This is a genomic window from Arthrobacter sp. 01T419, assembly GCF_056398865.1.
In genome coordinates, this window is record NZ_JBFTQF010000008.1 from 1 (window position 1) to 24971 (window position 24971).

20 protein-coding genes are annotated in these 24971 nt (G+C 63.3%); 6 read left to right on the forward strand and 14 right to left on the reverse strand.

Annotated elements, in window-relative coordinates:
* Positions 1 to 278: 278 nt before the first annotated feature.
* The 3 genes from AC1DLO_RS13105 to AC1DLO_RS13115 form a co-directional block, all read right to left on the reverse strand.
* Positions 279 to 1586, reverse strand: coding sequence for a hypothetical protein (locus tag AC1DLO_RS13105; RefSeq protein ID WP_476890223.1), 1308 nt, complete (start codon positions 1584 to 1586; stop codon positions 279 to 281).
* 119 nt (positions 1587 to 1705) lie between these two features.
* Positions 1706 to 2710 carry a hypothetical protein gene (locus tag AC1DLO_RS13110; protein WP_476890224.1) on the reverse strand — a complete coding sequence of 335 codons (1005 nt, stop codon included), beginning with the start codon at positions 2708 to 2710 and terminating at the stop codon, positions 1706 to 1708.
* A gap of 132 nt (positions 2711 to 2842) precedes the next feature.
* Positions 2843 to 3913 (reverse strand): Gfo/Idh/MocA family protein, encoded by a 1071-nt coding sequence (locus AC1DLO_RS13115; protein WP_476890225.1) that lies wholly within the window; start codon positions 3911 to 3913, stop codon positions 2843 to 2845.
* 147 nt (positions 3914 to 4060) lie between these two features.
* Here AC1DLO_RS13115 and AC1DLO_RS13120 point away from each other — a divergent pair, with 147 nt between their 5' ends.
* From AC1DLO_RS13120 to AC1DLO_RS13130, 3 genes are read left to right on the forward strand one after another with little or no spacing between them, the layout of a single operon-like run.
* Positions 4061 to 5161: an efflux RND transporter periplasmic adaptor subunit gene (locus AC1DLO_RS13120; protein WP_476890226.1), complete on the forward strand. Its 1101-nt coding sequence runs from the start codon at positions 4061 to 4063 to the stop codon at positions 5159 to 5161.
* 2 nt (positions 5162 to 5163) lie between these two features.
* Positions 5164 to 5937, forward strand: coding sequence for an ABC transporter ATP-binding protein (locus AC1DLO_RS13125; RefSeq protein ID WP_476890227.1), 774 nt, complete (start codon positions 5164 to 5166; stop codon positions 5935 to 5937).
* Positions 5934 to 7115, forward strand: a complete 1182-nt coding sequence (locus AC1DLO_RS13130; protein ID WP_476890228.1) for an ABC transporter permease — start codon at positions 5934 to 5936, stop codon at positions 7113 to 7115. Before AC1DLO_RS13125 ends, AC1DLO_RS13130 begins: the two co-directional genes overlap by 4 nt.
* A 134-nt stretch (positions 7116 to 7249) precedes the next feature.
* On the opposite strand, the gene AC1DLO_RS13135 is transcribed toward AC1DLO_RS13130, so the two are convergent.
* The 6 genes from AC1DLO_RS13135 to AC1DLO_RS13160 form a co-directional block, all read right to left on the reverse strand.
* Positions 7250 to 7951 (reverse strand): ABC transporter ATP-binding protein, encoded by a 702-nt coding sequence (locus AC1DLO_RS13135; protein WP_476890229.1) that lies wholly within the window; start codon positions 7949 to 7951, stop codon positions 7250 to 7252.
* Positions 7952 to 7953: 2 nt separating this feature from the next.
* Positions 7954 to 9396, reverse strand: a complete 1443-nt coding sequence (locus AC1DLO_RS13140) for an ABC transporter permease (protein WP_476890230.1) — start codon at positions 9394 to 9396, stop codon at positions 7954 to 7956.
* Between the two features lie 201 nt (positions 9397 to 9597).
* Positions 9598 to 10698, reverse strand: a complete 1101-nt coding sequence (locus AC1DLO_RS13145; protein ID WP_476890231.1) for a substrate-binding domain-containing protein — start codon at positions 10696 to 10698, stop codon at positions 9598 to 9600.
* 51 nt (positions 10699 to 10749) lie between these two features.
* Positions 10750 to 12018 (reverse strand): multiple monosaccharide ABC transporter permease, encoded by a 1269-nt coding sequence (gene mmsB / locus AC1DLO_RS13150; protein WP_184736579.1) that lies wholly within the window; start codon positions 12016 to 12018, stop codon positions 10750 to 10752.
* 44 nt (positions 12019 to 12062) lie between these two features.
* The gene (gene mmsA, locus AC1DLO_RS13155; RefSeq protein WP_476890232.1) at positions 12063 to 13619 is read right to left on the reverse strand and encodes a multiple monosaccharide ABC transporter ATP-binding protein; all 1557 of its coding nucleotides are present in this window, start codon (positions 13617 to 13619) and stop codon (positions 12063 to 12065) included.
* Between the two features lie 138 nt (positions 13620 to 13757).
* Positions 13758 to 14948, reverse strand: a complete 1191-nt coding sequence (locus tag AC1DLO_RS13160) for an ROK family transcriptional regulator (RefSeq protein WP_184736575.1) — start codon at positions 14946 to 14948, stop codon at positions 13758 to 13760.
* Between the two features lie 242 nt (positions 14949 to 15190).
* Here AC1DLO_RS13160 and AC1DLO_RS13165 point away from each other — a divergent pair, with 242 nt between their 5' ends.
* The gene (locus tag AC1DLO_RS13165) at positions 15191 to 16000 is read left to right on the forward strand and encodes a nitrilase-related carbon-nitrogen hydrolase (RefSeq protein ID WP_476890233.1); all 810 of its coding nucleotides are present in this window, start codon (positions 15191 to 15193) and stop codon (positions 15998 to 16000) included.
* Positions 16001 to 16668: 668 nt separating this feature from the next.
* On the opposite strand, the gene AC1DLO_RS13170 is transcribed toward AC1DLO_RS13165, so the two are convergent.
* From AC1DLO_RS13170 to alr, 3 genes are all read right to left on the reverse strand, one after another.
* Positions 16669 to 17103, reverse strand: coding sequence for a hypothetical protein (locus tag AC1DLO_RS13170; protein ID WP_476890234.1), 435 nt, complete (start codon positions 17101 to 17103; stop codon positions 16669 to 16671).
* Positions 17104 to 17409: 306 nt separating this feature from the next.
* On the reverse strand, positions 17410 to 19017 hold the full coding sequence (locus tag AC1DLO_RS13175; RefSeq protein WP_476890235.1) for a PucR family transcriptional regulator: 1608 nt from the start codon (positions 19015 to 19017) through the stop codon (positions 17410 to 17412).
* Positions 19007 to 20227 carry an alanine racemase gene (gene alr, locus AC1DLO_RS13180; RefSeq protein WP_476890236.1) on the reverse strand — a complete coding sequence of 407 codons (1221 nt, stop codon included), beginning with the start codon at positions 20225 to 20227 and terminating at the stop codon, positions 19007 to 19009. Before alr ends, AC1DLO_RS13175 begins: the two co-directional genes overlap by 11 nt.
* 204 nt (positions 20228 to 20431) lie before the next feature.
* Between alr and AC1DLO_RS13185 the strand changes: the two genes are divergently transcribed.
* Positions 20432 to 21862, forward strand: coding sequence for an amino acid permease (locus AC1DLO_RS13185; RefSeq protein WP_476890356.1), 1431 nt, complete (start codon positions 20432 to 20434; stop codon positions 21860 to 21862).
* A complete protein-coding gene (locus tag AC1DLO_RS13190; RefSeq protein WP_476890237.1) occupies positions 21859 to 23583 on the forward strand; it encodes a flavin monoamine oxidase family protein in 1725 nt (574 codons plus the stop codon). The genes AC1DLO_RS13185 and AC1DLO_RS13190 overlap by 4 nt, the downstream gene beginning before the upstream one ends.
* Positions 23584 to 23651: 68 nt before the next feature.
* On the opposite strand, the gene AC1DLO_RS13195 is transcribed toward AC1DLO_RS13190, so the two are convergent.
* On the reverse strand, positions 23652 to 24176 hold the full coding sequence (locus tag AC1DLO_RS13195) for a gamma carbonic anhydrase family protein (protein ID WP_476890238.1): 525 nt from the start codon (positions 24174 to 24176) through the stop codon (positions 23652 to 23654).
* Between the two features lie 82 nt (positions 24177 to 24258).
* Positions 24259 to 24948 (reverse strand): class I SAM-dependent methyltransferase, encoded by a 690-nt coding sequence (locus AC1DLO_RS13200; protein WP_476890239.1) that lies wholly within the window; start codon positions 24946 to 24948, stop codon positions 24259 to 24261.
* Between the last annotated feature and the right edge of the window lie 23 nt (positions 24949 to 24971).

The window sequence follows — 24971 nt, forward strand, 5'->3', positions numbered from 1 at the left end:
AGCAACCGCTCCGCAAGCTCCTTCTGATCGATGATCTCTCCCGTCACAGGATCGATCATCACCCCTGTCATTGCGGTCGTGGACTCTGACACGGCCGTCTCCTTTCGGATCAGGCCGGACCTCACACACCGTTATTCAGACAGTCCCCTTGCAACCCCCTAGCGGCTGTAGGTCCCGGGCGATGCCCACGCATCGGCTCCTCCGCAGGTCTGTTTGGCCTGCGGAGGAGCCGGGGAGCGGGCTGCGATCCAGTGCGGTGGAGCAGCCCTGGCCGGTGATTATGCGGGAATGGTGGCCCGGATCTTCCGGCTGCCCACCAACACGATGAGTCCGCCTAGCAGCAGGGCAGCTGCGAACAGCAACCAGAGGCCATTGAATCCAGTGCTAGCGAGAACAGCAGTTCCCGCTCCAACAACCACTGCTGTGGTTGCCGCTGCGACGCCGGCTTGCGTCGCAGCGCCTGATACAACAAGCGACGGTGTCTCAACCGAAGGAACGACGGTAGTCGGCTCGACTATTCCGGAAGGAGCAACCTGCGGGTTGGCTGCCGGCGGATTCATGGCCGGTGGGTTCACGATTACTGAAGGCAGTCCCAGGCCCACCGAGGCGGTGCCTACGGTGATCGGCACGGCCATGGGTGTGGTGATGCCGGTACTCAGGAGGGATCCGAGGTCTCCGGTGCCCGCCGGGACGGTGCCGAGTAGATCCATGGGTGTGGTGATGCCGGTATTCAGGAGGGATCCGAGGTCTCCGGTGCCCGCCGGGACGGTGCCGAGGAGATCCATGGGTGTGGTGATGCCGGTACTCAGGAGGGATCCGAGGTCTCCGGTGCCTGCCGGGGTGGTTCCGAGGAGGTTGACGGAGGTGTCGCCGACGGTGACCGGTGCCGTGATGCCGGTGCCGKTGGTGGTGCCTGCCGGGGTGGTTCCGAGGAGGTTGACCGAGGTGTCGCCGACGGTGACCGGTGCCGTGATGCCGGTGCCGGTGGTGGTGCCTGCCGGGGTGGTTCCGAGGAGGTTGACGGAGGTGTCGCCGACGGTGACCGGKGCGGTGATGCCGGTGGTGGTGCCTGCCGGGGTGGTTCCGAGGAGGTTGACCGAGGTGTCGCCGACCGTGACCGGTGCCGTGATGCCGGTGCCGGTGGTGGTGCCTGCCGGGGTGGTTCCGAGGAGGTTGACCGAGGTGTCGCCGACGGTGACTGGTTCGGTGACCTGCGTGCCAGAGGCTGTTCCAGGGGCGGAATTGCCAAGAATTGCCAGAGAGGCGGCTCCGATATTAACAGGGACCGATATCGGAGCCACCGCCTGGGTTCCGGACGGGACGGCTGGTCCGCCGGAATTAGTCGCCGAGGCCTCAACCTGGGCGAGTGCAGGGGTGGCGGTCGTAGCGCTCGAAGTTCCAAGTAGCGTGAGCGATGTCGAGCCGATGTTGACCGAAATTGACGCCGGTGCAACGACCTGAGTGCCTGAGGCTGTGCCTTGTGCACTTGTAGTGGCGTCTGCCGCATTCGCGGCAGTCGCGCCGAGGGCTATCAGCCCACCGGCAAAGAGGGTGCCGAGCAGCCCCTTGCGAACAATGCTGTGCATTTTGTTTTTCTCCTGAACGAATAGTTCCTAAAGGCGTACGCAGAAGCCTGCGTGTACGCCCCGATCGGCCTTCTGCCGCCGTCCAGAATTGGCTTCTGGGAAAGCGGCGAGGCTCGGAACTAGTCAGGAGAAGAACCCGGGTCAAACGACACCGGGGCCGGAACTCTACCGGGATCAGCCAGGGGCACGAGGGCACCGGCAAGTGGGTAAATCAGGTTCATGCTCGGGAGCCAGGCGATAGCCGCTCCCGAAGGATTGTTTGGAAGGGCCGCCGAGCCGTTTCCGGCGTCGCTGCTGCCTGGAACGCCGTCGGGGAATATCCCCATATACGGAGACGCGGGCGCTTCAAGATTCCTGTAACCGACGTATTGGACCGTCGCATTCCAAGGCGCCTTCCCCAGGCCCGGCGGGCCATAGGTTCCAGCGAGGCCGGCTAACGGAACCGCGACGGCCTGCGCAAGCGACGAGGTTGTGGAAGTCGTTAAAGCATCCGTAACCGACACGGGCTCGCCGGGGAGGATTGCAGGCAGGCTGCCGATCGGAAGCGCATCCACGGTAGAGCCGACTGCACCCAAGGCGGGGGCAACAACGCCTCCGACCAAGGAGCCAACACCTGATCCAGCTCCATCAATCGCATTGGCCGCCGGAGACAAAACAGGTGCGGTCACGGCGCCAACGGTGCCTTCAGGGATGATGACGTCGACGATGGGCGTACTAGCCACGCTCCGGTCGATTGCCTCAGTCAGTTGCGATAGTTGGCGCACAACAGCCACTGGTGCCTGGACCACAGGTAGATGGACTGCCGGAGCAGGAGTGGAAGCAATCGTCGGAGCCGGCAAGGACGCGACGCTCACCGAAACGGCGCTGCCGAGAGGTTCAGTAATCCCCGAGGTCGCGTTGTGCGCAACGTTTGTTACGGCGGATTCTGCGCCGCCCAGAAGCGTGTGGTTGTTGACGCTACTGGAATCAGCGTTGGCAGCTGTCGAAGAGAGGGCCAGCCAAACGACGGCTCCGGCGCCAGCCAGCATGACGGAGCGGAGAACATGAAGAACGCGCGGTTTTCCCCGCTCAGCTTCCATCTCGACACCCCCCAGGCGTCCGCTTGGATTGACGATCGCTCCCATCGTAGGACTGGACTAGTTAATTAGTCCAGACGTCGGACGGGTAATTACCACAACTGTCACGCAGGCAGGGAAACGTGACAAAAACCAACCGACGGTATGGAATCGGCTCACATGGACGACGTCGTCATTCGGTCACCGTGCGTCGTTCGCATAACGCACTCCGAGCTGGGAGCGCACCCCGTCGAAGAGGCGCATCGTGTTCAGTGAATCGTCCAAGGGCATCACCGGACTCTCAGTCAACCCCTGCTGGACGCAGCGTGTGACCTCGCGCAGTTCGTAGGTGTAGCCGATCCCGACCGCATCGAAGCGTTCGGTCCGCGGCTCATCCCAGCCGGTTCGAATCAGTAGTTCGCGCGGATTGTTGATGGACCCTTGCGTCTGGAGGAACCCCAGGGTACCAGCAACGGAAGCCGATCTTGGCCCATGGGCCAACAGCGAAGAGGTCAGTTGGGCGATGGCGCCGCCGTCGTAGGCCAGAGTGAGCGCATTCTGGGAGTCGACGCCGTCGTCCGTCAAAGCGCCTACAGCGCTGACTGATTGCGGGAAACCAAGGGTGCCCAAAGGCCACAGCAGCGCATACACCGTGAGGTCCAGAAGAGCCCCGCCGCCGTCTGCCGGGGCCCAGATCCGGGCGGCGGGGTCATAGGGGGCGGGGAATCCCAAGTCTGCGCTGACCCACTTGATTTCGCCCAGTTCGCCGGACGCGGCAATGGCGAATGCCCTCTGGATGCTGGGCAGGAAGCGACTCCATACTGCCTCCATGAGGAACAATTTCCGTTCCCGGGCCAAGCTGACCAGTTCTGCCGCCTCGCGGCCGTTGATGGTGAGGGCCTTCTCGCACAGGACGTGCTTGCCGGCGTTGAGGGCATCCTTGACGATGTTGAAATGTTGGGCGTGCGGGGTGGCCACGTAGACCACGTCGACGGCGTCATCGGCGAGTAGCCGCTGGTAGCCCGGCACACCGCCGTCGTCCCCGTAGGACTTCGTGACTCCATGCGCGGCAGCAAAGGCATCCGCGGATTCCTGGCGCCGGGAACTCACAGCGTAAAGGTTTGCGTCCTCGAGCTGGGCGAGGTCGCCGCTCACGGTTTTGGCAATCCCTCCCGTGGCGATAATGCCCCAGTTCAGGGCCTTGCCGGTGGCGGCGCGGGGATCCTGGTTCGGCTGGCTGAACAACCACGGCTTGGCGATATGCAGACTCATGCGCCCTATCCTCTCATTCCGCCGCATGGGTCATACAGCACGCGCCCAAGTCACGAGCCATCTCAATTTCGTCGGAGCCATCGCCTAGGCTAAGGGGCATCATCCCTCGCAGAGAGGTTCTGTGGGGAGTTACCGAATGGAGCAGGGATGGGTGTTTTTCGACGCGTCATTTTGCCTGTGGCATGGCTGCTGGTTTTTGCAGTGATCGCTGTGGCCTTGGTGAAGATCGCCTTTGTGGATGGGCTCAAGCCGCAGGGTGCCGAGCCGGCCCCGATGGCCAGGGTGGAGACGCCGGTTGTGCCCGCCGCGCGCGCAACGGTCACCAATACCGTCCAGGTCAAAGCTACCGTTCAGAGCGACCCCGTCATCGGCGTCCGGAGCACGGCAGAGGGAATGGTTGTCCATATCTATGTTGAGTCCGGCGCGGCCGTGGCCAAGGGGGACCAGCTCTTCCAAGTCAAGGCCGAGCGGACCAAGCCTGCTACTACTGCCACTACGCCAGGAGAGAAGGCCGCGTCAGAACCCGTGTACGTTTACGCGGACGTGCTTGCTCCCGCTTCCGGAAAGCTCAATGAACTGACAGCCCTCCTCGACCAGCAATTGAGCGTGGGCCAGGCGGTGGGCAAGGTCGATCCCGGGACCTTCACGGTTTTCGGTCCGGTCAACGCCGCCCAGCAATATCGGCTTCTTGCCAAGCCGGGCTCAGCGCAGATCTCCCTGGTGGGCGGGCCAGCTCCGTTCGCCTGCCCTGCGGTGACGCTGAAGAACAACGCCAACGACGCCGGAGCCACTGCCGGAGGGAACGGTACCGGCGGCGTTGGGATGGCCGCGCCAGCTGCCGCACTACCGCTGGCCGCGGCTGGACCGGGCGGGGAAACACAGAATGGCGGCGCGAGCACCGGGACGCTCAGTTGCCCTGTTCCATCCGGAACGGAAGTCTTCGCCGGCCTGGGCGCAACCATGACGGTGAGCGCGGGCGAGGCCAAGGACGTGGTAACCGTTCCGCTGACCTCCGTGAAGGGCAGCGTCAAAGAAGGCATTGTCTGGATGGCCGGCGTCGTGGTCGAGGGAAAAGCGCCAGAACAACGGGCTGTGAAGCTGGGCCTCAACGACGGCTCCAAAGTGGAAGTGCTCTCTGGCCTCGCCGAAGGCGAGCGGGTGCTTGAATTCGTCCCCGGCGCTCCGGCCGCCCCCTCCCAGCAAGGTTACGGGCCAGGCGCGGTACCCTACGGTCCGGCGGGCGGCTAGGCATGGAAACCCTCGTCAGCCTGAGCGGAGTCACCCGTACTGTGGTGCTCCCCGACGAGCAGAAGCTTCATATCCTCCGCGGAATCGACCTTGAGATTTCCCGTGGTGACCACACCGCGATCATCGGCCGATCCGGATGCGGAAAGTCCACGCTGCTCAACCTCCTGGGTTTACTGGACGTGCCGACGTCCGGTGAACTCCGGTTTCTTGGCACACCTGTGCTACAACTCCGTGGCAACGCACGCGCCCGGCTGCGAGGCTCCACTGTGGGCTTCGTGTTCCAGCAATTCAACCTCTTGCCGGGCCGCAGCGCCTTGGACAATGTGATCACGCCCCTTCTTTACGCTCGCGGCCGCGATTTCCTGCGGCGCCGTGAACTGGCGATGGACATGTTGGACCGCGTGGGACTTGCTGGCCGTGCGCGGACCATGCCGAACATGCTCTCGGGCGGTGAGCAACAGCGGGTGGCGATCGCCCGTGCCCTCGTCAGGAAGCCCCGGCTGATCCTCGCCGACGAACCCACGGGCGCGCTCGATGTGGAGACCGGACAATCGGTCATGGCACTTCTGGACCAGGTCGCCACAGAGTCTGCAGCGGCACTCGTGACCATCACACACGACAGCAATGTGGCTGCACTTGCGAGGTCCCGTTTCCGTCTGGACTCCGGCGTTCTGCAGCCCCTTGACCGCCTGACAACGCCTGAGCCGGTCACGTCGGATCCAGTCCGGTTGGAACCACCCCAGTCTGAGCCGGTCACGTCGGCGGTCCGTCCATGACCGGCTTCATGTCCGCCATGGTGGAGGCCTGGCAAGAGTTGCGGATCAACAAAGTCCGGATCCTGCTGGCTCTCCTGGGGGTAGCGTTGTCTGTCGCGGCACTCACCTCCGTGGTGGGCGTCGGCAATCTCGCGCGCGAGGGCTTCAAAGCTTCGTCCGAGCGAACCGGCGGACGCTCGGCCACCCTCGCACTCGGAGTCAACGGTCCAAGCCAGCCGGAGCCAGCGCGTCTGGATGCGGCCTATCAGTCCATTGTTGAGCGCTACGGTATTGCCTTCTCCTCGCACGAGGTTCATGCCGAGCAGCCGTTCCAGTTCCCCCGCGGTGTCCAGTCTGTTCAATTGACGGTAGTGGACCCCGGGTATGGCGTCATCCACCGTCTGGAACTGCAGCAGGGATCCTGGTTTGCGAGCGACGACGAACAGCGGCTCGCCCCCGCCGTCGTCGTCTCTGAAGCGTTCTACAACGCGGCCGGGAGGCCCGATCTGACCTTGCAACCGGGCATCAAGACAGCAGGCGAGCAGGAAGCGAATACGGTGATTATCGGCGTCGTGCCGGACACTTGGCGGGAAGCGCCCCCGGCGGCGTACATATTGTCCGGCGCCGCCAAGCAAATGGGAGTCAACCAGCTCGGTGGGCAATTCAAGGTGTGGGTGCAGGACGCGCAAGCAGAAATGCTCTCGGCAGCCATCCAATCCGATTTGGCGCAGCAGTTCCCGGAAATGAACATCATGGCGCAGCGGATGGACTTTGCCGCCCACGGAGATCCGCTGGCTCCCGTGCAGCTTGTGGTGGGCGGTATTGCAGGCCTGGTCCTCTTGCTGGGCGCGGTGGGGATGTTGAACATCTCGATGGTCACCGTCCGCTACCGGGTGCGGGAAATCGGGATCCGGAGGAGCTTCGGAGCGACCTCCGGGCGGATCTTCCTGGGCGTGATGATGGAGTCCGTCGTAGCTACGGCGGTAGCCGGACTGGCGGGCGTCATGCTGGCTGTGGCGGTGGTCAAACACCCCTGGATCCAGTCAATCGTTGCCCCGGCACTCAGCCAGTACCCGCCGTTCCCCATCGAAGCGGCCATGCTCGGTTTCGGGGCAGCTGTGCTGGTGGGTGCATTGGCCGGTGCCATCCCCGCGCTTGTAGCGGTGCGCGTCAAGGTCATTGACGCCATTCGCTTCTAAGGGACATCCAGGGACGCGCTCGGCAGCCCTGGCAGCCCTGGTCGGCCTTGGTCCGTCCTGGTCTGCCCGGGCGGACGGGAAGGGACCGGGAACCATCCGATTCCCGGCCTCTTTCCGTTGTTTGGGAAACGTGTTCAGGCCCCTGCGTCGACCCTCGGCCGCACAGTTTCCTCGCTCAGTTTGCCCTGCTGGAGCCTGAACCTGCGCTCGGTTTTCTGCGCCAGGCTCCGGTCGTGCGTCACCACAAGGATGGTGGTGTTGTGGTCCCGGCTCAACGAACTGAGCAGTTCGATGATGTGCTCGCCTGTCTGCTCATCGAGATTGCCGGTGGGCTCGTCGGCCAGGATGAGTTTGGGCTCGTTGGCCAGCGCACGGGCGATCGCAACACGTTGCTGCTCACCGCCCGAAAGCTTGTTGACGCGGCGGGACTGCTTCTCCGGGTCCAGCTGCACTTGTTCCAGCAGCGACCGCGCCCGCTCCAAGCGGGCAGCTTTCCGCATTCCGGCGAACTCCATGGGCAGCATCACATTGTCCACGGCGGAGAGGTTGGGGATCAGGTTGAACTGCTGGAAAACGAAGCCGATATCTCGGCGGCGGTACTCGGTGAGTTTGCTGGCGGGCAGTCCGGCGAGGCTGACGCCATCCACCACCACGTCCCCGCTGGTGGGTTTGTCCAACGCGCCGAGCAGGGAGAGCAGGGTGCTCTTGCCGCTGCCGCTCTTGCCCACGATTGAGGCGAGGGTGCCTTTTTCGAGTTCGAAGCTCACGCCGTTGACGGGCTTGATGGTTCGGTCGCCGGATTTGAATTGGCGGACCAGGTCTTTGACTTCAATCATGGCTATTCTCCTCGGAGGACTTCGATGGGGCGGATGCGGGCTGTGAGAAGCGCTGGTACCAAGGCGCCCACGACGGCGACGCCGAAGACCGCGGCGACTCCGGCAGCGATGACGCCGGGGGATGCGCTAGCGGTAACCGAGGTGAGCAACTGGGATGCCCCTCCGAAGGGACCGCCGCCACCTAAGCCACCGCCGAAGCCTCCGCCCCCGGGGCCGCGCTGGTTCGTGGCCGCCGTCGTGCTGTTGGAACTGATCAGCGCCGATGCGATGCCGCCGCTGGCGAACGAGGCGATGGCAGCACCCACGACGCTGCCGAGCGCCACGAGGACCAGTGCTTCGAGCACAAACTGCACGCCGATGGTCCGGTTGCGCGCGCCGATGGCCTTCAGGACTCCGATCTCACGACGGCGCTCGCGGACCAGCATGACCATGATGAGCAAGATGATCAGGCCCGCCGTGCCGAGGGCGGCGATGAAGGCTACCAGGGAAATGTTCTTGACGCTGTCCAATGAACTCACGGCGGTCTGGAGGTTTCGCTGGCCTTGAGTCACGTCGGCCTTGCCTGATCCCAGGGCTGCCTGCAACGCCGTCTTGGCAGCGTCTACGTTCTCCATGCTGTTGACTGTCACCACCATGCTGGAGAGTTCGACTGGAGTTGCGGCGAGGGCTTGGGCCTCTGCCAAGGTCGTGTAGACGGCGTTGTTGCCGAAGGTGGTGCCTGCATCGAAGATGCCTGCCACCGTGAACGTCGTGCCGGCAATGGTAAACGTAGAGCCGGCCTTGAGGCTGTTCTTCTCCGCGAGCGTCGTGCCGATGAGGGCCTTGGTGCTGGCCACGGTGTAGTCGCCCAGGCCTGTGCCGCTGGTGATGTTCAGGGCCTTGCCGGCGGTGTCCACCTCGGCGCCAATACCGGTGGCGGTGATGGGCAGTGAGAACGCGGGCGCCGTTCCAGCATTACCGGTTCCGGTGGTGCCCGTGCTTCCCGTACCGGTGCTGCCGCTGGTGTTGTTGCGATTGCCGAGCGTGCCGGCGTCGATGGCCGCCTGGAGGTTTGTGACTACGCTGGTGCCGCCGCCGGGACCGCCTCCCGGTCCGGCCTGCTGCGTCGTCGTGCCGGTAGTTGAGCTTGAAGCTGCTGGTTCGGTCTGCAACCGCAGTGCTTTCGTGCCCACGACGGAAACGACGTTCGGAACGGCTGCCGCCGTCGCTGTCTGGGCCGTGGTGAGCGGCTCGCCGCCGCCGTCGAAGCCCTGTGCACCGGCGGGGTTCACGGTCAGGACCGTGCCCACAGACGCGTTGAGCTCCTGGACTTTGCCGCCAACGGCTTGGTTGGCCACGAGCATCGCCAGGGCCAGGCCGATCGCGACGGCCAGCACTGCCACTACTGCCGCGGTTCTTATCTTGTTGCGGAAGGCATTGCCTACGCTCCGGGCGAGGACGCTCACGTTTCTCCTTTTGGACCTGGCCCGCCCCAGCGGCGCGCCTGCTCACCTAACAGTGCTCATCGCGGCTGTGCTGATGTGCTGATGTTGCTATGCGGGGCCTGTGAAGCTTTGCCCGAGCGGCGGATGGATCCGGACGCGACGACGGCGGCCACCCCCTCAGTGGGGATGGCCGCCGTCGTTGTGGTGCTTGAAGCGGTAGTACTACTTGGTGAGCGGGCCGAGTACCGGATCGTCCACGTAGGCCGTCTTCACGTTGTCCTTGGTCACGATAACCGGAGGCAGCAGGTATGCCGGGACGGTCTTGACACCGTTGTTGTAGGACTTGGTGTCGTTGATTTCCAGCTGCTTGCCTGCCTGCAGGTCCTTGATCATGGTGATCGCGTGCTCAACGAGCTTGCGGGTGTCCTTGTTGATGGTGGAGTACTGCTCACCTGCAAGGATGGACTTGACCGACTCGACTTCCGAGTCCTGACCGGTGACGATCGGAAGCGGCTTGCCAGCTGCCTTGACCGAGGTCAGGATGGCCCGGGCCAAGGTGTCGTTCGGGGACAGCACGCCGTCAAGGGAGGCGCTGGTGTATGTGCCGGCGAGCAGGGTGTCCATGCGCTTCTGGGCGTTCTCTGCCTTCCAGCCCTGGGTCACGGCCTGTTCGAACGTCTTCTGTCCGGATACCACCTTGAGGGTGCCGTCGTCGATCTTCGGCTGCAGGATGCTCATGGCGCCGTCGAAGAAGACCTTCGCATTGGCGTCATCGGGGGAGCCAGCAAACAGCTCGATGTTGTAGGGGCCGCTCGCCTTCTTGGTCTTCAGCCCGTCCAGCAGGGCCTGGCCCTGAAGCACGCCGACCTTGAAGTTGTCATAGGCCACGTAGTAATCCACGTTTGCCGTGTTCAGCAGGAGGCGGTCGTAGGCAATGACCGTAGCGCCCGCGTCCTTGGCCTGCTTGAGCTGTGTTCCAAGCTGTGCGCCGTCGATGGCACCGACGATGATGACCTTGTCGCCCTTGGTGACCATGGCGCTGATCTGGTTCTGCTGCTCCGAAACGCCGCCGTTGGCGAACTGCACATCCGGCTTAAAGCCTGCGCTCGTGAGCCCGTCGTTGAACAGCTTCTCCGCCAGGACCCAGTTCTCGCTGGTCTTCTGGGGGAGCGCGACGCCGATCGAGGAACCCTTGGGGAATGCCTCACCGCCGCTTGATGAACCACCGGAGCTGCCGCTGTCCGTACGGCCGCAGGCCGTCAGCGCCAGTGCCGCGATCGCAGCTACTGCTGCTGCCTTTCCTGCTTTACCAAACATTCGCATAACTTGGTTCGCTTTCTTTGTTGTGGATGGAACAAGTTGTCCTGAAGCCGATCAGGCTTCCTTCGAGATGACTTCCTTGGTTGAGGTCGTCTCGTCCGGAGCGATTTCGCTGCTCCGGCCGAAGTTCTTCATCATCATTCCGATGATCGATTTCTTGCCCTGGGTCTTGTTGTAGACGTCGAAGGCGACTGCGGCGAGTAGCACCAGGCCCTTGATGATCTGGGTCAGGTCTGCACCGACGCCGAGGAGTTGAAGGCCGTTATTAAGGACAGCCATGACCAGACCACCGACGATCGAGCCGATCACGGTACCCACACCGCCGGTGACGGCGGCGCCACCGATGAAGACAGCAGCAATGGCATCCAGTTCCCAGCCGACGCCGTCGAACGGGCCCGAAGCGGTGGAGCGGCCAACGAAGATCATGCCTGCGAGTCCGGCCAGGATGGACATGTTCATCATGACCATGAAATTGACCTTCTTGGACTGAACTCCGGAGAGCTCGGCCGCGTGGCGGTTGCCGCCGACAGCATAGATGTGGCGGCCAATGACGGTCTTGGCGGAAATGAAACCATAGATCAGGACCAGCACGGCCAGAATGAGGCCAGGGATCGGGAACGAAGTGCCGGTGCGGCCTGTGGCGAACAGGTACGTCGCGTAGAGGATGGCTCCGTTGACGAGGACAAGCTTGGTGATCATCACCCAGGCTTCAGGAACTTCTGCGCCCAATGCCTGGGCGGTGCGGCGGGAACGAATTTCACTGGTGATCACGAAGGCAACGGCGATGAGCCCCAAGAGGACCGTCAGGTTGTTGAACCCGGTGCTTGGCCCCACTTCGGGCAGGTAGCCGGAGCCCAAGTACTGGAAGTCTTCGGGGACCGGAACGGTGTTGGACTTTCCGACGAACTGGTTGAAACCGCGGAATAGCAGCATGCCCGCCAAGGTCACGATGAATGCCGGAATGCCAACGTACGCCGTCCAGAATCCTTGCCAGGCTCCGATCAGGGCACCGAGCAGGAGCCCGAACAGCACAGCTGCGTACCAGGGGAGGTGCCAGTCCCTGATGGCCAGTGCCACCGAGATACCGACGAAGGCCGCAACCGAACCTACGGAGAGGTCGATGTGGCCGGCGATGATCACCAGGACCATGCCGATAGCCAGGATCAGGATGTAGGAGTTGCCGTTGAAGAGGTTGATGACGTTGCCCGGGGTGAGCGTGCGGCCCGAGGTGAAGATCTGGAAGAAGATGACGAGTGCAACCAGGGCGAAGATCATGCCGAATTGGCGGGTGTTGCCACCGAATAGCTTCTTGAGCGCGTTCATTGTTTTGGGTCCTTGTGTCCGTGTGGTTCTGGAGATGACCGGGGTCAGGCGGCTTTGCGGCTGGATGTCATAAGCTTCATGAGGCTCTCCTGGCTGGCTTCGTCCTTGTTCAGTACGCCAGTGATGGAGCCCTCGAAGATGGTGTAGATGCGGTCCGAGAGGCCCAGCAACTCGGGGAGTTCGGATGAAATGACAATCACGCCCTTCCCTTGGTTGGCCAGCTGCTGGATGATTCCGTAGATCTCGTACTTGGCCCCGACGTCGATTCCGCGGGTCGGTTCATCCAGGATGAGAAGGTCCGGATCGGTGAACATCCATTTGGCAAGGACAACCTTTTGCTGGTTGCCGCCCGAGAGCTTCGAGACGCCTTCCTCCACCGACGGGGTCTTGGTCCGCAGCGACTTCCGGTACTGCTCGGCCACCATGAATTCCTTGTTGGTGTCCACAACGATTCCCCGGCTGATCTTCTTCAAGTTGGCAGACACCGTGGTGGTCTTGATGTCGTCCAAAAGGTTCAGCCCCAGGCTTTTGCGGTCCTCGGTGACGTACCCAAGACCGGCGTCGATCGCTTGGCGTACGCTGCGCATGGTGATCGGCTTTCCGTCCTTGTACACCTGACCCGAGATGAACCGGCCGTAGGAGTGGCCGAAGACGGAGCGGGCAAGCTCGGTGCGTCCGGCGCCCATCAAGCCTGCGAATCCCACGATTTCGCCGCGGCGTACATGGAAGCTGGAGTTTTTGCAGACCAAGCGGTCCTGGATCTGGGGGTGCCCGACATTCCAGTCCTTGACTTCGAAGAACACCTCACCGATCTTCGGCGTGTGGTCCGGGAAGCGGGACTCGAGCGTCCTGCCGACCATGCCCTTGATGATCCGGTCCTCGTCGACGCCGTCTTCCTTCACGTTGAGCGTTTCGATGGATTTGCCGTCGCGGATGATGGTGATCTCGTCCGCGATCTGCTCGATCTCGTTGAGTTTGTGGGAAATCATGATGGACGTGATGCCCCGTCCCTTGAGGCCAAGGATGAGGTCCAGAAGGTGCTGGGAGTCTGATTCGTTGAGGGCGGCAGTGGGCTCATCCAGGATGAGCAGCTTGACCGACTTGTTCAGGGCCTTGGCGATTTCCACCAGCTGCTGTTTGCCGACGCCGATTTCCTTGATGGGGGTGTCCGGATCCTCGCGCAGACCAACCCGGGCGAGCAGCTCGACTGAGCGTTTGCGGGCCTCGGCCCAGTCGATGATTCCGCGTCGGACGGGCTCGTTGCCGAGGAAGATGTTCTCCGTGATGGACAGTTCCGGGATCAGCGCGAGTTCCTGGTGGATGATGACGATTCCGGCCTGCTCGCTCGCCCGGATGTCCCTGAACTGCTGGACTTCTGCCTGGTACACGATGTCGCCGTCGTAGCTGCCGTAGGGGTAGACCCCTGAAAGCACCTTCATCAACGTGGACTTTCCTGCGCCGTTTTCGCCGCAGATAGCGTGGATCTCGCCCACCTTGACCCGGAGGCTAACGTCCGAGAGCGCCTTCACGCCGGGGAATTCCTTGGTGATGGACCGCATTTCGAGAAGGATCGGGTCCGGGTGCGTTGTGGGGGTCGACATACCCTCGCGCCTCCAATGTTTGACGTCGTTGTCGGCCCGCGGATGGCGAGCCTACCTGATGTGAAAGTAAACTGGATCACACCGCTTGTCGTCAAGACTTTAACGCAAGACGGCGATAACAGCGTGGTAACGAAATATTCAGGACTGCTTGATTCCGGCGTGCTGGAACACCAAAGCGGCCGCCCCGAGGGCCTCCGCCCGGGCGCCGAGCGATGACATGGCCAAGTGCGTTGTCTCGCCGATCACGGGCACCGCATGGCGGACGAGGCCGCGCCGGATCGGGTCGAGGAGGACGTCCCCGAGGCCGGCCAGGGGACCGCCCACCACGATGACTTCCGGGTTGATGAGATTGGCCACATTGCCCAGCGCGCGCCCCACTGCGAGTCCCGCGTCATCCACCACGCGGAGGGTCGCGGGATCCCTGGCCAGGGCGTTTCGGACGATGTCCCCGGGCTCGAGGTGGAGGCCCGAACCCTTGCCGAGCAGTTCGATCATGGTGGTGGTGGAGGCCATGGTTTCCAGGCAGCCCCGGTTGCCGCAGCGGCAGATGGCACCGTATTCGTGGATGGTCGCATGGCCGATCTCTCCCGTGATTCCCACAGCCCCGTAGTAGGGTGCACCATTGATGATGAGGCCCGCGCCGATGCCGGAGCCGATCTTGAGGAACATGAGGTTGCTGATCCCGCTATGAGGGCCCCAAGTGACCTCGGACAGGGCGCCCAGATTGGCGTCGTTGTCAACGTACACGGGCAGATTGAGGGCTTCCTCGAGCCGTTCGAGGATCTGGATTCCCACCCATTCGGGCAGGATGGCACCCTGCGCCACCGTACCGGAACGGCGGTCGATGGGGCCTGCGATGCCGGCGCCGGCGCCTACTATCGCGCTTCGGTCAACACCGCTTTCCAGCAGCAGTTTGTCGAGGAGCGCGACGGCGGCGCTGATGCCCTGTTCGGCGTGGTGGCCAAGGGGCAGAGTGACTGTTTCCTCGATGATGATGTGATATCCCAGCGACGCCAGGACCACCCGCAGGTGGCGCCGGCCAAAATCGATTCCAACTGCCACGGCGCCGTTGCTGTTGAGCCTGACGTTCAGCGCACGCCGTCCGGAGCTGGTGATCGGTTCCGTGGAGACAAGCCCGGCGTCCTGCATGATTTTGACGATGTTGGACACCGTGGCCGTGGAAAGACCGGTTTGCCTGGCGAGCTCGGCTTGGGTGGATGGGCCGCTCAGCAGGCATTCGATGAGCCGCTGTTGGTTCAGGTGGCGCAGCGCTGATTGCGAGCCAGGGTTTTTGCGGTGGCTCTTCGTCGAGCGGGATGTTGCAGGCATGACATGAAGCGTGCCCCAAATCACAGTTGCAGTCAAGAAGTTAACGCAACGTTCTAAACTTGCGTTGTCATCATGCACTATGCCCCCGATGTGTACGAACCATCCCCGTTCGCCCCTCCGCAGGTCCATTTGTCCTCCGGGACCGGCCGGCGTGCTGGCTACGCTGGAATCACGAGGAATCCCGGGTGCGGCTCCCAAAGAATGCTTGCCGGGGGATGCAAGGTGCTATTGAGGTGGTAAAGATGCTGCTGTCTGTCCTGCAGGCCAACGCTGTTGTCCTAGACATCGACGCCAATCTGGAGACAATCGACGCCGCGGCACAACGTGCTGCCGCGGCCGGGTCCGCTCTTCTGCTGACTCCGGAGCTCTTCCCCGTCGGATATGCGCCTCTCAGGCTCCACAGTGAATTTGACCCGGCGGCCCTTCCCGGCATCCGGCAACGCCTTGCCGGCATTGCCCGCACGCACGGAATCGGACTGGTCTACAGCCTCCCGGCACCGGCCGCCGATGGCGGCTGGCACATCTCCGCCACTCTCCTGGACGCACATGGAGGCGCGCTCCTGGACTACAAAAAAGTGCACCTCTTCGGTGGGGACGAGCGCAAGGCGTTCTCCGCCGCCCAAGTAGCCCCCGCCGTCGTGGACTTCAACGGCATCAAGACATCGCTGCTGATTTGCTACGACGTGGAATTCCCCGAAACTGTCCGGGCCGTAGCCACGCGCGGTGCGGAACTTCTTCTTGTGCCGACTGCGCTATCTGCGGGTTTCGACGCCGTACCGCAGCTACTGATCCGTGCGCGGGCTCTGGAAAGCCAGCTCAACGTGGCTTACGCCAACCATTCCGGGCACGAGGATGGCTGTGACTTCCTCGGCGGAAGCGTGGTCGCTGGTCCGGACGGGTCATTGCTTGCTGCTGCCGGGGAGGGAGCTGCGCTGCTGTTCGCGGAGATTTCCACGGAAAGCGTCAAGACGGCCAGGGAACAGGTGCCCTACTTGCGCGAACGCCGCCCGGAGCTGTACCGCGGGTGGGAAGACTCTGCCGGGAACGCTTGAGGCACGAAGGGCGACCGCTTAGCGGACCACGGCGGGGCGTAAGTCAGCCAGCCGGGCTTTTCCCCAGGACCTCAGGTTGCGGCCGATACTTACTGCTGTTAAGAAGCTTCCCGCTGTTCGGTTCTTCTAGTGAGCCCCCGAGTGCGTCGACGGAAACTGCTGTGCCAAAGGCCCAGGACTGCCGCCAGGATCATCAGTCCGAAAAACACCCAGCCAGGCTGACCAGTTACGGAGGCAAGGTATGGGCCCCCGAATATACCCGCGCCAACAGTGATAGCCCAGAGAATGAAGAGTATGCGTCGTTCTTGTTTTAGAGGCATGTTCAAGATGCTATCCGTTCTGGTCTGAGTCACTACTGGCGCTGGGGGCCCGTATACGCGAACGGATTCCATCCAACGGCCGGGTACACGCCCCAGAACGAGAGCCCTACGCACTGGCCATGATTCTCGGCGTACTGGGCCGTTGAACCAACGGATCCGGCCGCCAGAGCACAAGCGGCTGCAGCCATTGGACCGCCGATAGCGCAGGCAACCGCAGCGCCACCCAGCGCGGTAAAGCCCGCCGTTGCGATGTCCTTCGTCTCTGACTTGTTGAAGTAAATCGAGCACCAACCGATGCCACACCCGGTCTGAGGATCCGCTGTTACAGGGTACCGCGCCCCCTTGTGGTCAACTGTCTGCGTGATCACGTTCCCAGATACCGCGTATCGGGTCGATACTTGGTTCCCATTGGAGTCCGTGGCCCAGGCTGGCTGAATGTAATTCATCTGCTGACCATTTGGGAGCCCGATGAACGATCACTCCATCCTGCGTGGCATTCTGTGCTTCAGGAATGTGTGCAGTCAAGGCGACTGGCTGAAGATGGGAAGGAGTCCCGTTCGATGCGGCATCTTTTGCCGCCTTGTCCCGCGTGTCAGCAGCGTTCTTGGCCGCAACTGTTGCAGGCCCCACCAACCCTTGTTGCTCCACCACGGTCAGCGGATCCTGGTAAGAGCTTCCCCCGGCGGGTGCTGCTTGCGCGCCGCCGCTTAACGCCGTTGTCGCTGAAAGTGCAAACAACGGACCCAGCACCGCAGCAATCAGAGTTCGCGATTTCAGTTTCATCTCGTCTCCTTACGATGCGACAAGGGGATAATCCCTACGTCGTCGTTTCTTGACCGTACCCGAATCAAATTGACATTCTCACAGGCGATATAAATAAGTCAAGACCTTTTAATAACAGGTCAGAGGGATTTAATTTAAAGACTCTAAAATCAGAAATGTTTGATCTTTCGGGCAGTTTTACTCACTACTCAATCCCGATCTTGACAACACTCAATTTGAGGTCTTTATGTACTCAATTTCGGGTAATCACCACTCAAAATGAGAAAAACGCTTGACACTTGTGGATGGGTGGTTGATTAAGGATCGCTAGACGTCCCCTCCGCCCACCAACCCGTCCGTGTACTGCAGCGCGATCCATAGTTCTGCCCGCACCTGGGCCTGGTTCAGGTCGGTATCAAGCAGTTCCGCGAGCAGGCCAATCTGGCGGCGCACGCTGTTGCGGTGTAGGCCCAACAGTTTGGCTGAGGCATCCCAGCTGCCGTTCTCGCTTAACCAGCCCCGGAGCACGGCCAAGAGCGGATCGCGCCGGTCGGCTTCCAAAGAGAGCACCGGTTCAAGAAGCCGCGCCGCCAACATGGACCCCGCTTCGCGCCCCAGGAGTCCGGTCACTGACCATGTCACTTCGTCCACCCTGGCGCTCTTGCCACTCGATTGCACTCGGCTGCGGAGCGATGTCACCCGCTGGTGCGCTGCCGCGAGCCCCGTCAGTTCCGTGGGATCTCCGATGACTAAGCGCCAGCCCAGCTTCTCGACGTCGCCCAGCAAAGAGTCATCAACCTTCAAACGCGTGATCGCGGCGAATCCGTAATCGGTGATTTCCACCAGCTTGGTGTCGAAGAGGCGCCGCCATTGAAGCAGCTCGCGCACAGGGCTGTCGCCCGCGGGCCATTCCGGAGAGTCCACTTTGATGCCTTGCACGACGCGCAGGGGAGCGGAACGCGTGGAGGACAGGCTTTGCGCAAGCAGGTCCTTGAGTGCATTGATGTGCCGCGTACCCCCAGTGGCAAGGCTCTCCGGGTGCAGGAGCAACGCTGTAGCCAGCTGGCTCGGCGCGAGCGAGCCGCTGGTCCGTTGCCGGACGAGCAACTCCAGCAGCCCCACCACAGACTGCACCACACTGTTCTGGGCGGGAGTCAGCGCAACGTCGGATCCGAGGATCAGGGCGCCGAGGTTGGCGTCCTTGGTGCTCCGCAGCGGGTGGCCAAAGACCATCGCGGAGCCCGGCTGCTCAAAGCCGTCCACCTCAACGCGCGGTCCGCTGCCCGAAAGGAGCCGTTCCAGCATCGGGTCCAGCAGTGAATGCTCGACGCCGGTGCTGCCGCCGGCGGCGTGGGCGCGTGCACGGATCCGCCCGTCCGCGCCGATCAGCAGGGCCCAGACAGGCGCTTTTTGGACCAGAGCGGCGAGCAGTTCGTGTTCCGGACGAGGGGAGAGGACTGCCCGCATGAGTTGCCTGTTGGTCTCCGCGAGTTGGCGGAAGACCTTCGCATTGTCCGATTCCAGGAGTTGGGAGAACTCCAGCCCGATCGCTGCGAACGGGATGGATTCCGGAATCTCGATCAGGGTGAGCTTGTGCCGACGGCACGCTTTGAGTAGCTCGGCCGGGACGGCATCGAAATACGGCCTGATCCCGAACCCCAGCGCCGCCACTTTGGCCCCCACCAGCCGCTTCACATAGGCGTCGACGTTCTCCCTGGACCCGCCAGCACCCAGGAAAGGGAGCCCCGCGGTCAGCAGGAACTCCCCGTCCGGCAGGTAGGGCGTGGGATCGTCCAGTTCGCTGGGTTCAACCCAGCGCAGCAACTCCCCGCCGCTGCCGCCGTCGTGGAGGATCTCCAACTCGGGCGGCAGCTGCTTCAGGAACTGCTCAAGCGTGACGAAACTCAGGCGGCCGGGGGTCGGCTCAGGAGACATCGCTCGCTGCCTCCTGGTAGTCGGGGCACTCGTAGGCACCGGACTCATACACACGGGGGAGTCGCGGTGCGATCCGGTTGATGATCTCGTCTCCGTGACTGCCGATCGCGGCGCCCCAATCGTCGGCGCTCGCAGCCCCTCCGGCCGGATCGCCGAACAGTACCGCCGTATCTCCGACGTCGATCCCGGAAGCATCCGGGCCGAGGTCCACCATGAACTGGTCCATGCATACCTTGCCGATCACGGGAACTTTCCGTCCGGCGATTTGTACCAGGCTCCGGCCGCTGATGCCCTTGGGGATGCCGTCCGCGTAGCCGAGAGGGATGAGTCCGAGAAAGCGCGGCTCGTGCGTGATGGCCTGGTGTTCGTAACTGACACCCGTCCCCGCCGGGACTTTCTTGACCATGACGAGCGGTGCGGTGACGCTCAAGGCGGGGCGCAGTCCAAAGTCGGCGGGATTCAGGTGGTCAGCGGGGGCCAACCCATAGATGGCCAGTCCCGCACGGACCATGTCGAAATGGAATTCGGGCCGGTCCAGGATGTTTGCCGAGCTGGATACGTGCCGCAGTTGTGGGTCCAGGCCGGCGGTGCGGGCTTCGAGAACGGCGTCTTCGAATTCCGCTACGGCTGCAGCGTTGCCGGGGTGGGCGGGAACATCGGCCCACGCCAAGTGGGTCCAGATACCGCGGACCAGCACGGTGCCGTCTTGTTCAGCCTCGCGTGCGTGGGCAACGAGCTCTGGCCAGTCTTCCTTTCGCGCGCCGCCGCGGCTGAGGCCGCTGTCCAGCTCCAGGTGCACGACGGCGGGGCGGCCCAATTGCCTCGCGATCCCCGCCAGGACCTCAAGTTGACGGACGCTCCCAAGCGAAACGTCGACGTCGTACTCAAGTGCCTCACGGATGGTTGCGCTGGTCTGGGATGCCAGATAGAGCCAGGACAAGACCGGCACGGCGATGCCCGCCTGGCGCAAGGTGATGGCTTCGCTCAACTGGGCGGTTCCCAGCCAGTCTGCCCCTGCCTCCACGGCGGTGCGGGCCACATCCACGAGGCCGTGCCCGTAGCCGTTCCCCTTGACGACGGCCATGAAATGCGGCGCCGCCGTGCGCTTTTTAAGGGCTTTGATGTTGTCTGAAATCGCGGACAGGTCAACGCCGACCTGCCCCGAAAGCGCCGCTTCCGGCGTCGTTTCTGATTGTGCAATACGTCTCATGGTTGATCACTATAGGTCATTTTGCACCGTCCTGAGAGCTGGCTCACAGGCTTACGGTGGACAGGGGAAACCGCAAACTACTCTGAAGGGACGTCAACGGTGACTGTGCCTACCACCACCCAGACCAAGCCAATACATGCCGCAGAGGCCGCTCGCCGTCCGGGGCTCGGTGCGCAACTGCTGCGCCGCAAGCCCATCGGTCAGATGGTCAGYGAAGCCGGAAGCAGCAAAAGCGGAACGCCACTGGTCCGCAGCTTCGGTGTCCTCCAGCTGACCATGATCAGCGTTGGCGCCACCCTGGGCACGGGAATTCTGGTGATCCTGGGAGAATCCGTGCCGCTGGCCGGCCCCGCGGTCTGGATTTCCTTCGTGGTGGCGGGCCTCGCTGCCCTGTTCTCCGCCGTGGCCTACGCGGAAATGGCGGGCCTCGTGCCTGTGGCCGGCTCCAGCTACTCCTACTCCTACGCCACGATGGGCGAGGGCATGGCCTGGATCTGTGGTTGGTGCCTCGTCCTTGAATACGCCGTCTCCGTAGCTGCTGTGGCCGTCGGCGCAGGGCAATACGTGAACGAGACCCTGGCAGCGTTCGGGCAGGTCCTGCCGGACGCCATGTCCCAGCCGCCGGGCAGCGGCGGCGTGGTCAACGTCCCCGCCATGGCGATCGTGGTCCTCGCCATGATCCTGCTGGTGCGCGGCGCCAAGGAGAGCGCCTGGATCAACACCGCGATCGTGACCATCAAGATTGTCATCCTGCTGTTCTTCTGCGCCGTTGCCTTCACCGCGTTCAACGCCGGCAACTTCGAACCCCTCATGCCGATGGGTGCCGCAGGCGTCTCGGCCGCTGCGTCCAGGGTCTTCTTCTCCTACATCGGCTTCGACGCCGCCTCCACCGCCGGCGAAGAAGCACGCAACCCCAAGCGCGACCTGCCACGCGCCATCCTGCTCTCCATGGTGATCGTGACCAGCATCTACGTCCTGGTCGCTGTGGCAGCCATCGGCGCCCGGCCGTGGGAATGGTTCGGCGGCACCGAGGCGGCCCTCGTCCAGATCCTCGAGGAAACCACCCACCAGCCCTGGATCGCGCTCGTCTTCTCCATCGGGGCCGTGCTCGCCATTGCCAGCATCGTCCTGACCGTGCTCTACGGCCAGACCCGTATCCTGCTCTCCATGTCCCGCGACGGACTGGTACCGGAGGTCTTCGGCCGTATCTCCCCGCGAACCGGCACTCCGGTGGCCGGAACACTGATCGTGGGCACCGCCGTCGCACTCACCGCGGGGCTCGTCCCGCTCGGCGCGCTGGCCGACGCCACCAGCATCGGCACCCTCTTCGCGTTCGCGCTGGTGAACGTCGCCGTCATCTACCTGCGGCGCAACCGCCCGGAGCTCAAGCGCAGCTTCCGCGTGCCGCTCTACCCGATCACCCCCGTCCTCGGCACGCTGATGTGTGCCTACCTCATGGCCAACTTGGGCGCCGACACCTGGGTGGTGTTTGGTGGCTGGATGCTCGTGGGGATCGCGCTCTACTTCGGCTATGGACGCCGGAACTCCAAGGTAGCGGCCCTGACCGAACAGGAATACCGTGAACTATCCGCCAGGGTCGCCGACCCGGAAACTGTGAAGGCAGAACTTTCATGACCATCGCCACCGAATTGCCCACGGAACCCACACCCCGCGCAGGGGACACGGGAATTTCCCAAGCAACGCCGGCCGACGCTCCCATCACTATGCTGAATCCGGACTTCCCGTTCAGCTACGACCACTACCTGGCCCACCCCGATGGATTGGCGGTTGTTCCGCCGGAACTGCACGGCACGGAGGTCGCGGTGATCGGTGCAGGCCTGTCCGGACTCGTCACGGCCTATGAGCTCATGAAGCTCGGGCTGCGCCCCGTGGTCTATGAGGCTGACCAGATCGGCGGGCGGCTGCGCACTGCGAGCTTCCCCTCCGCTCCAGGAGTGGTGGCAGACCTCGGCGGCATGCGCTTCCCCGTCTCAGGTAAGGCGTTCTACCACTACGTGGATCTCCTTGGCCTGGACACCCAGGAATTCCCCAACCCGCTCGCGCCCGCAACTTCAAGCACAGTGATCGAGCTGGCCGGGCAAAAGCACTACGCTGCCACTTCTGCTGACCTGCCGGAGTTCTTCCACGAGGTTGCCGCAGCCTGGAAGGCCGCAGTAAATGACGGCGCTGCGTTCCAGGAAATGCAGGAGGCGATCCGGGCCCGCGACACTACCCGGATCAAGGAACTGTGGAACGAGCTGCTGCCGCTCTTGGATGAGCAGACCTTCTACGGCTTCATCGCCGCGAGCAAGTCCTTCAAGGAGGCCGGGTTCGCGCACCGCGAGGCCTTCGGGCAGGTGGGCTTCGGCACAGGCGGCTGGGACACCGACTTCCCCAACTCGATCCTCGAAATCCTGCGCGTCGTCTACACCGACGCCGATGACCAGCACCGGCTCATCGCGGGAGGAGCGCAACGGCTCCCCGAGGCACTCTGGCACCACGCGCCGTCGGGCATGGCTCACTGGCCCGAGGGCACCTCGCTGGCATCGTTGCATTCCGGTTCCCCGCGCGGAGCCGTGGACCGCATCGAGCGCGGAGAGAACGGCGACCTCATGGTGCGCGAACGTTGGGGCCGAGAAACCGGCTACCCCGCCGTTGTGACCACGTGCCAGTCCTGGCTGCTGTCCACTCGCATCCACACCCAGGAAGCGTTGTTCCCCTCGGAACTATGGACAGCGATCGAGCGCTCGCACTACATGCAGTCGTCCAAGACCTTCGTCATGGTGGACCGGCCGTTCTGGAAGGACATCGACCCCGAAACGGGCCGCGAAGTGTTGTCCATGACCCTGACCGACCGGCTCAACCGGGCAACGTACCTGCTCGACGACGGCCCGGACAAGCCTGCCGTCATCCTGCTCTCCTACACGTGGAACGACGACGCCCTGAAGTGGCTCTCGCTCAGCGCCGAGGAACGCGTCAAACTCATGCTGCACTCGCTCGAGCAGATCTACCCGGGCGTGGACATCGCGAGCCACATCGTAGGCCAGCCCATCACCGTTTCCTGGGAGGCCGACCCCAACTTCATGGGTGCCTTCAAGGCCAACCTGCCCGGGCACTACCGCTACCAGCAGCGCCTGTTCACGCACTTCAAGCAGGACAAGCTGCCCGAGAGCCAGCGCGGGATCTTCCTGGCCGGCGACGACGTCTCGTTCACCGCGGGCTGGGCCGAAGGCGCCGTCACCACAGGGCTCAACGCTGTGTGGGGTGTGGTGAACCACCTGGGTGGATCGTCGGTGGCAGGCAACCCCGGTCCCGGTGATTTGTTGGACGAACTAGGGCCGATCAGCCTGGACTAGCCGTATCCGGCCCTATCTCGGACACGAAAATGCCCGGCAGGAGAACCCTCCTGCCGGGCATTTCGCTCTTAATCCTGTGCATGCATCTCTCGGTGGGCAGCTGCCAGCTCCCGGTAGTGGGCCGCATTGTGTTTCACGCCGTCGAGTTCTTCCTCGCTCAGTTCGCGACGCACTTTGGCAGGCACGCCGGCAACCAAGGATCGCGGCGGGATGACAGTCCCCTCAAGCACGACGGCGCCCGCCGCCACGAGCGAACCGGTGCCGATAACGGCGCCGTTCAGGATAGTGGCACTCATGCCGATGAGGCAGTCGTCCTCCACCGTGCATCCGTGCACGACTGCGCTGTGCCCGACGCTGACGCGCTCGCCGATGGCGCAGGGGAAGCCGGGGTCGGCGTGCAGGACCACGTTGTCCTGCAGGTTCGAGCCGGCGCCGACGCTGATGGCAGCGGTGTCTGCCCGGACGGACACACCGTAGAAGGCGCTGGAGTCCTCGCCAAGGGTGGCCTTGCCGATGATGGACGCCGTGGGAGCCACGAAGGCAGTGTCATGGATGACCGGGGTGTCGCCGGCGAAGGAGTAAATGGGAGCCATGGGCCAAGCCTAGAACATGCTGGCCCCAGCCCAACTCACTCGCAGTAGGTGTCGTTTTGACGCCTTATTACGGCACCTACTGCTAGCCAGTTGGGCCGGAAGGCGTCCGGAGGACCAGGAACTGGTAGTGCTGGATCCATTTTCCCGCACCCGGCCCGGACTCTGCACCCGTGCCTTCGGGCCAGGTCTCAAAGTGTTCCACCGTGCCGTGCGCACCGAAGATGTGGCGCACGGCGGCGTCGCTCCGCCGGCTGAAGAACCGTCGCGGCTCGTCTTCGTCTTCCGGATTGAGAACTTCCTCATCGTCACCCGACCAGAGCCCGACGCCGATTGGCGCACCGGGCGCCGCGACCCGCACGAGTTCGCTGAGGACGTCGTGGATTCGAGTGTTGGGGACATGGAGGAGAGTACTCATGGTCCACACGGCAGGAAAAGTGGCGTCGGCGAACGGCAGGGACCGGCCGCTCGCCACGCTGGCGTCCAAGCCCTTGGCACGGGCGACGTGGATGCTCTCCTCGGAAAGGTCGACGCCCGTGTAGTGGATTCCTGCCTCCACGAACTTGAGGCCCTCGATTCCGGTCCCGCAGCCCAGTTCGAACAGCGAATGCCTGTGCTCGTCCTTGAGTAGACGGATAAACCAATCGCGGCATTCCACCCGGTGCGGCGTCAGGGCGCGGGTGTGCAGGAGAGGGGCCTGCCGGTCGTAGAACGCGGCGAGGTCCGCTTCGTGATTGTCGGCTTCGTCGCTGAATGCCCTCCGGGTCCCGTCCATGCACCCAGCGTAGGACACCCAAC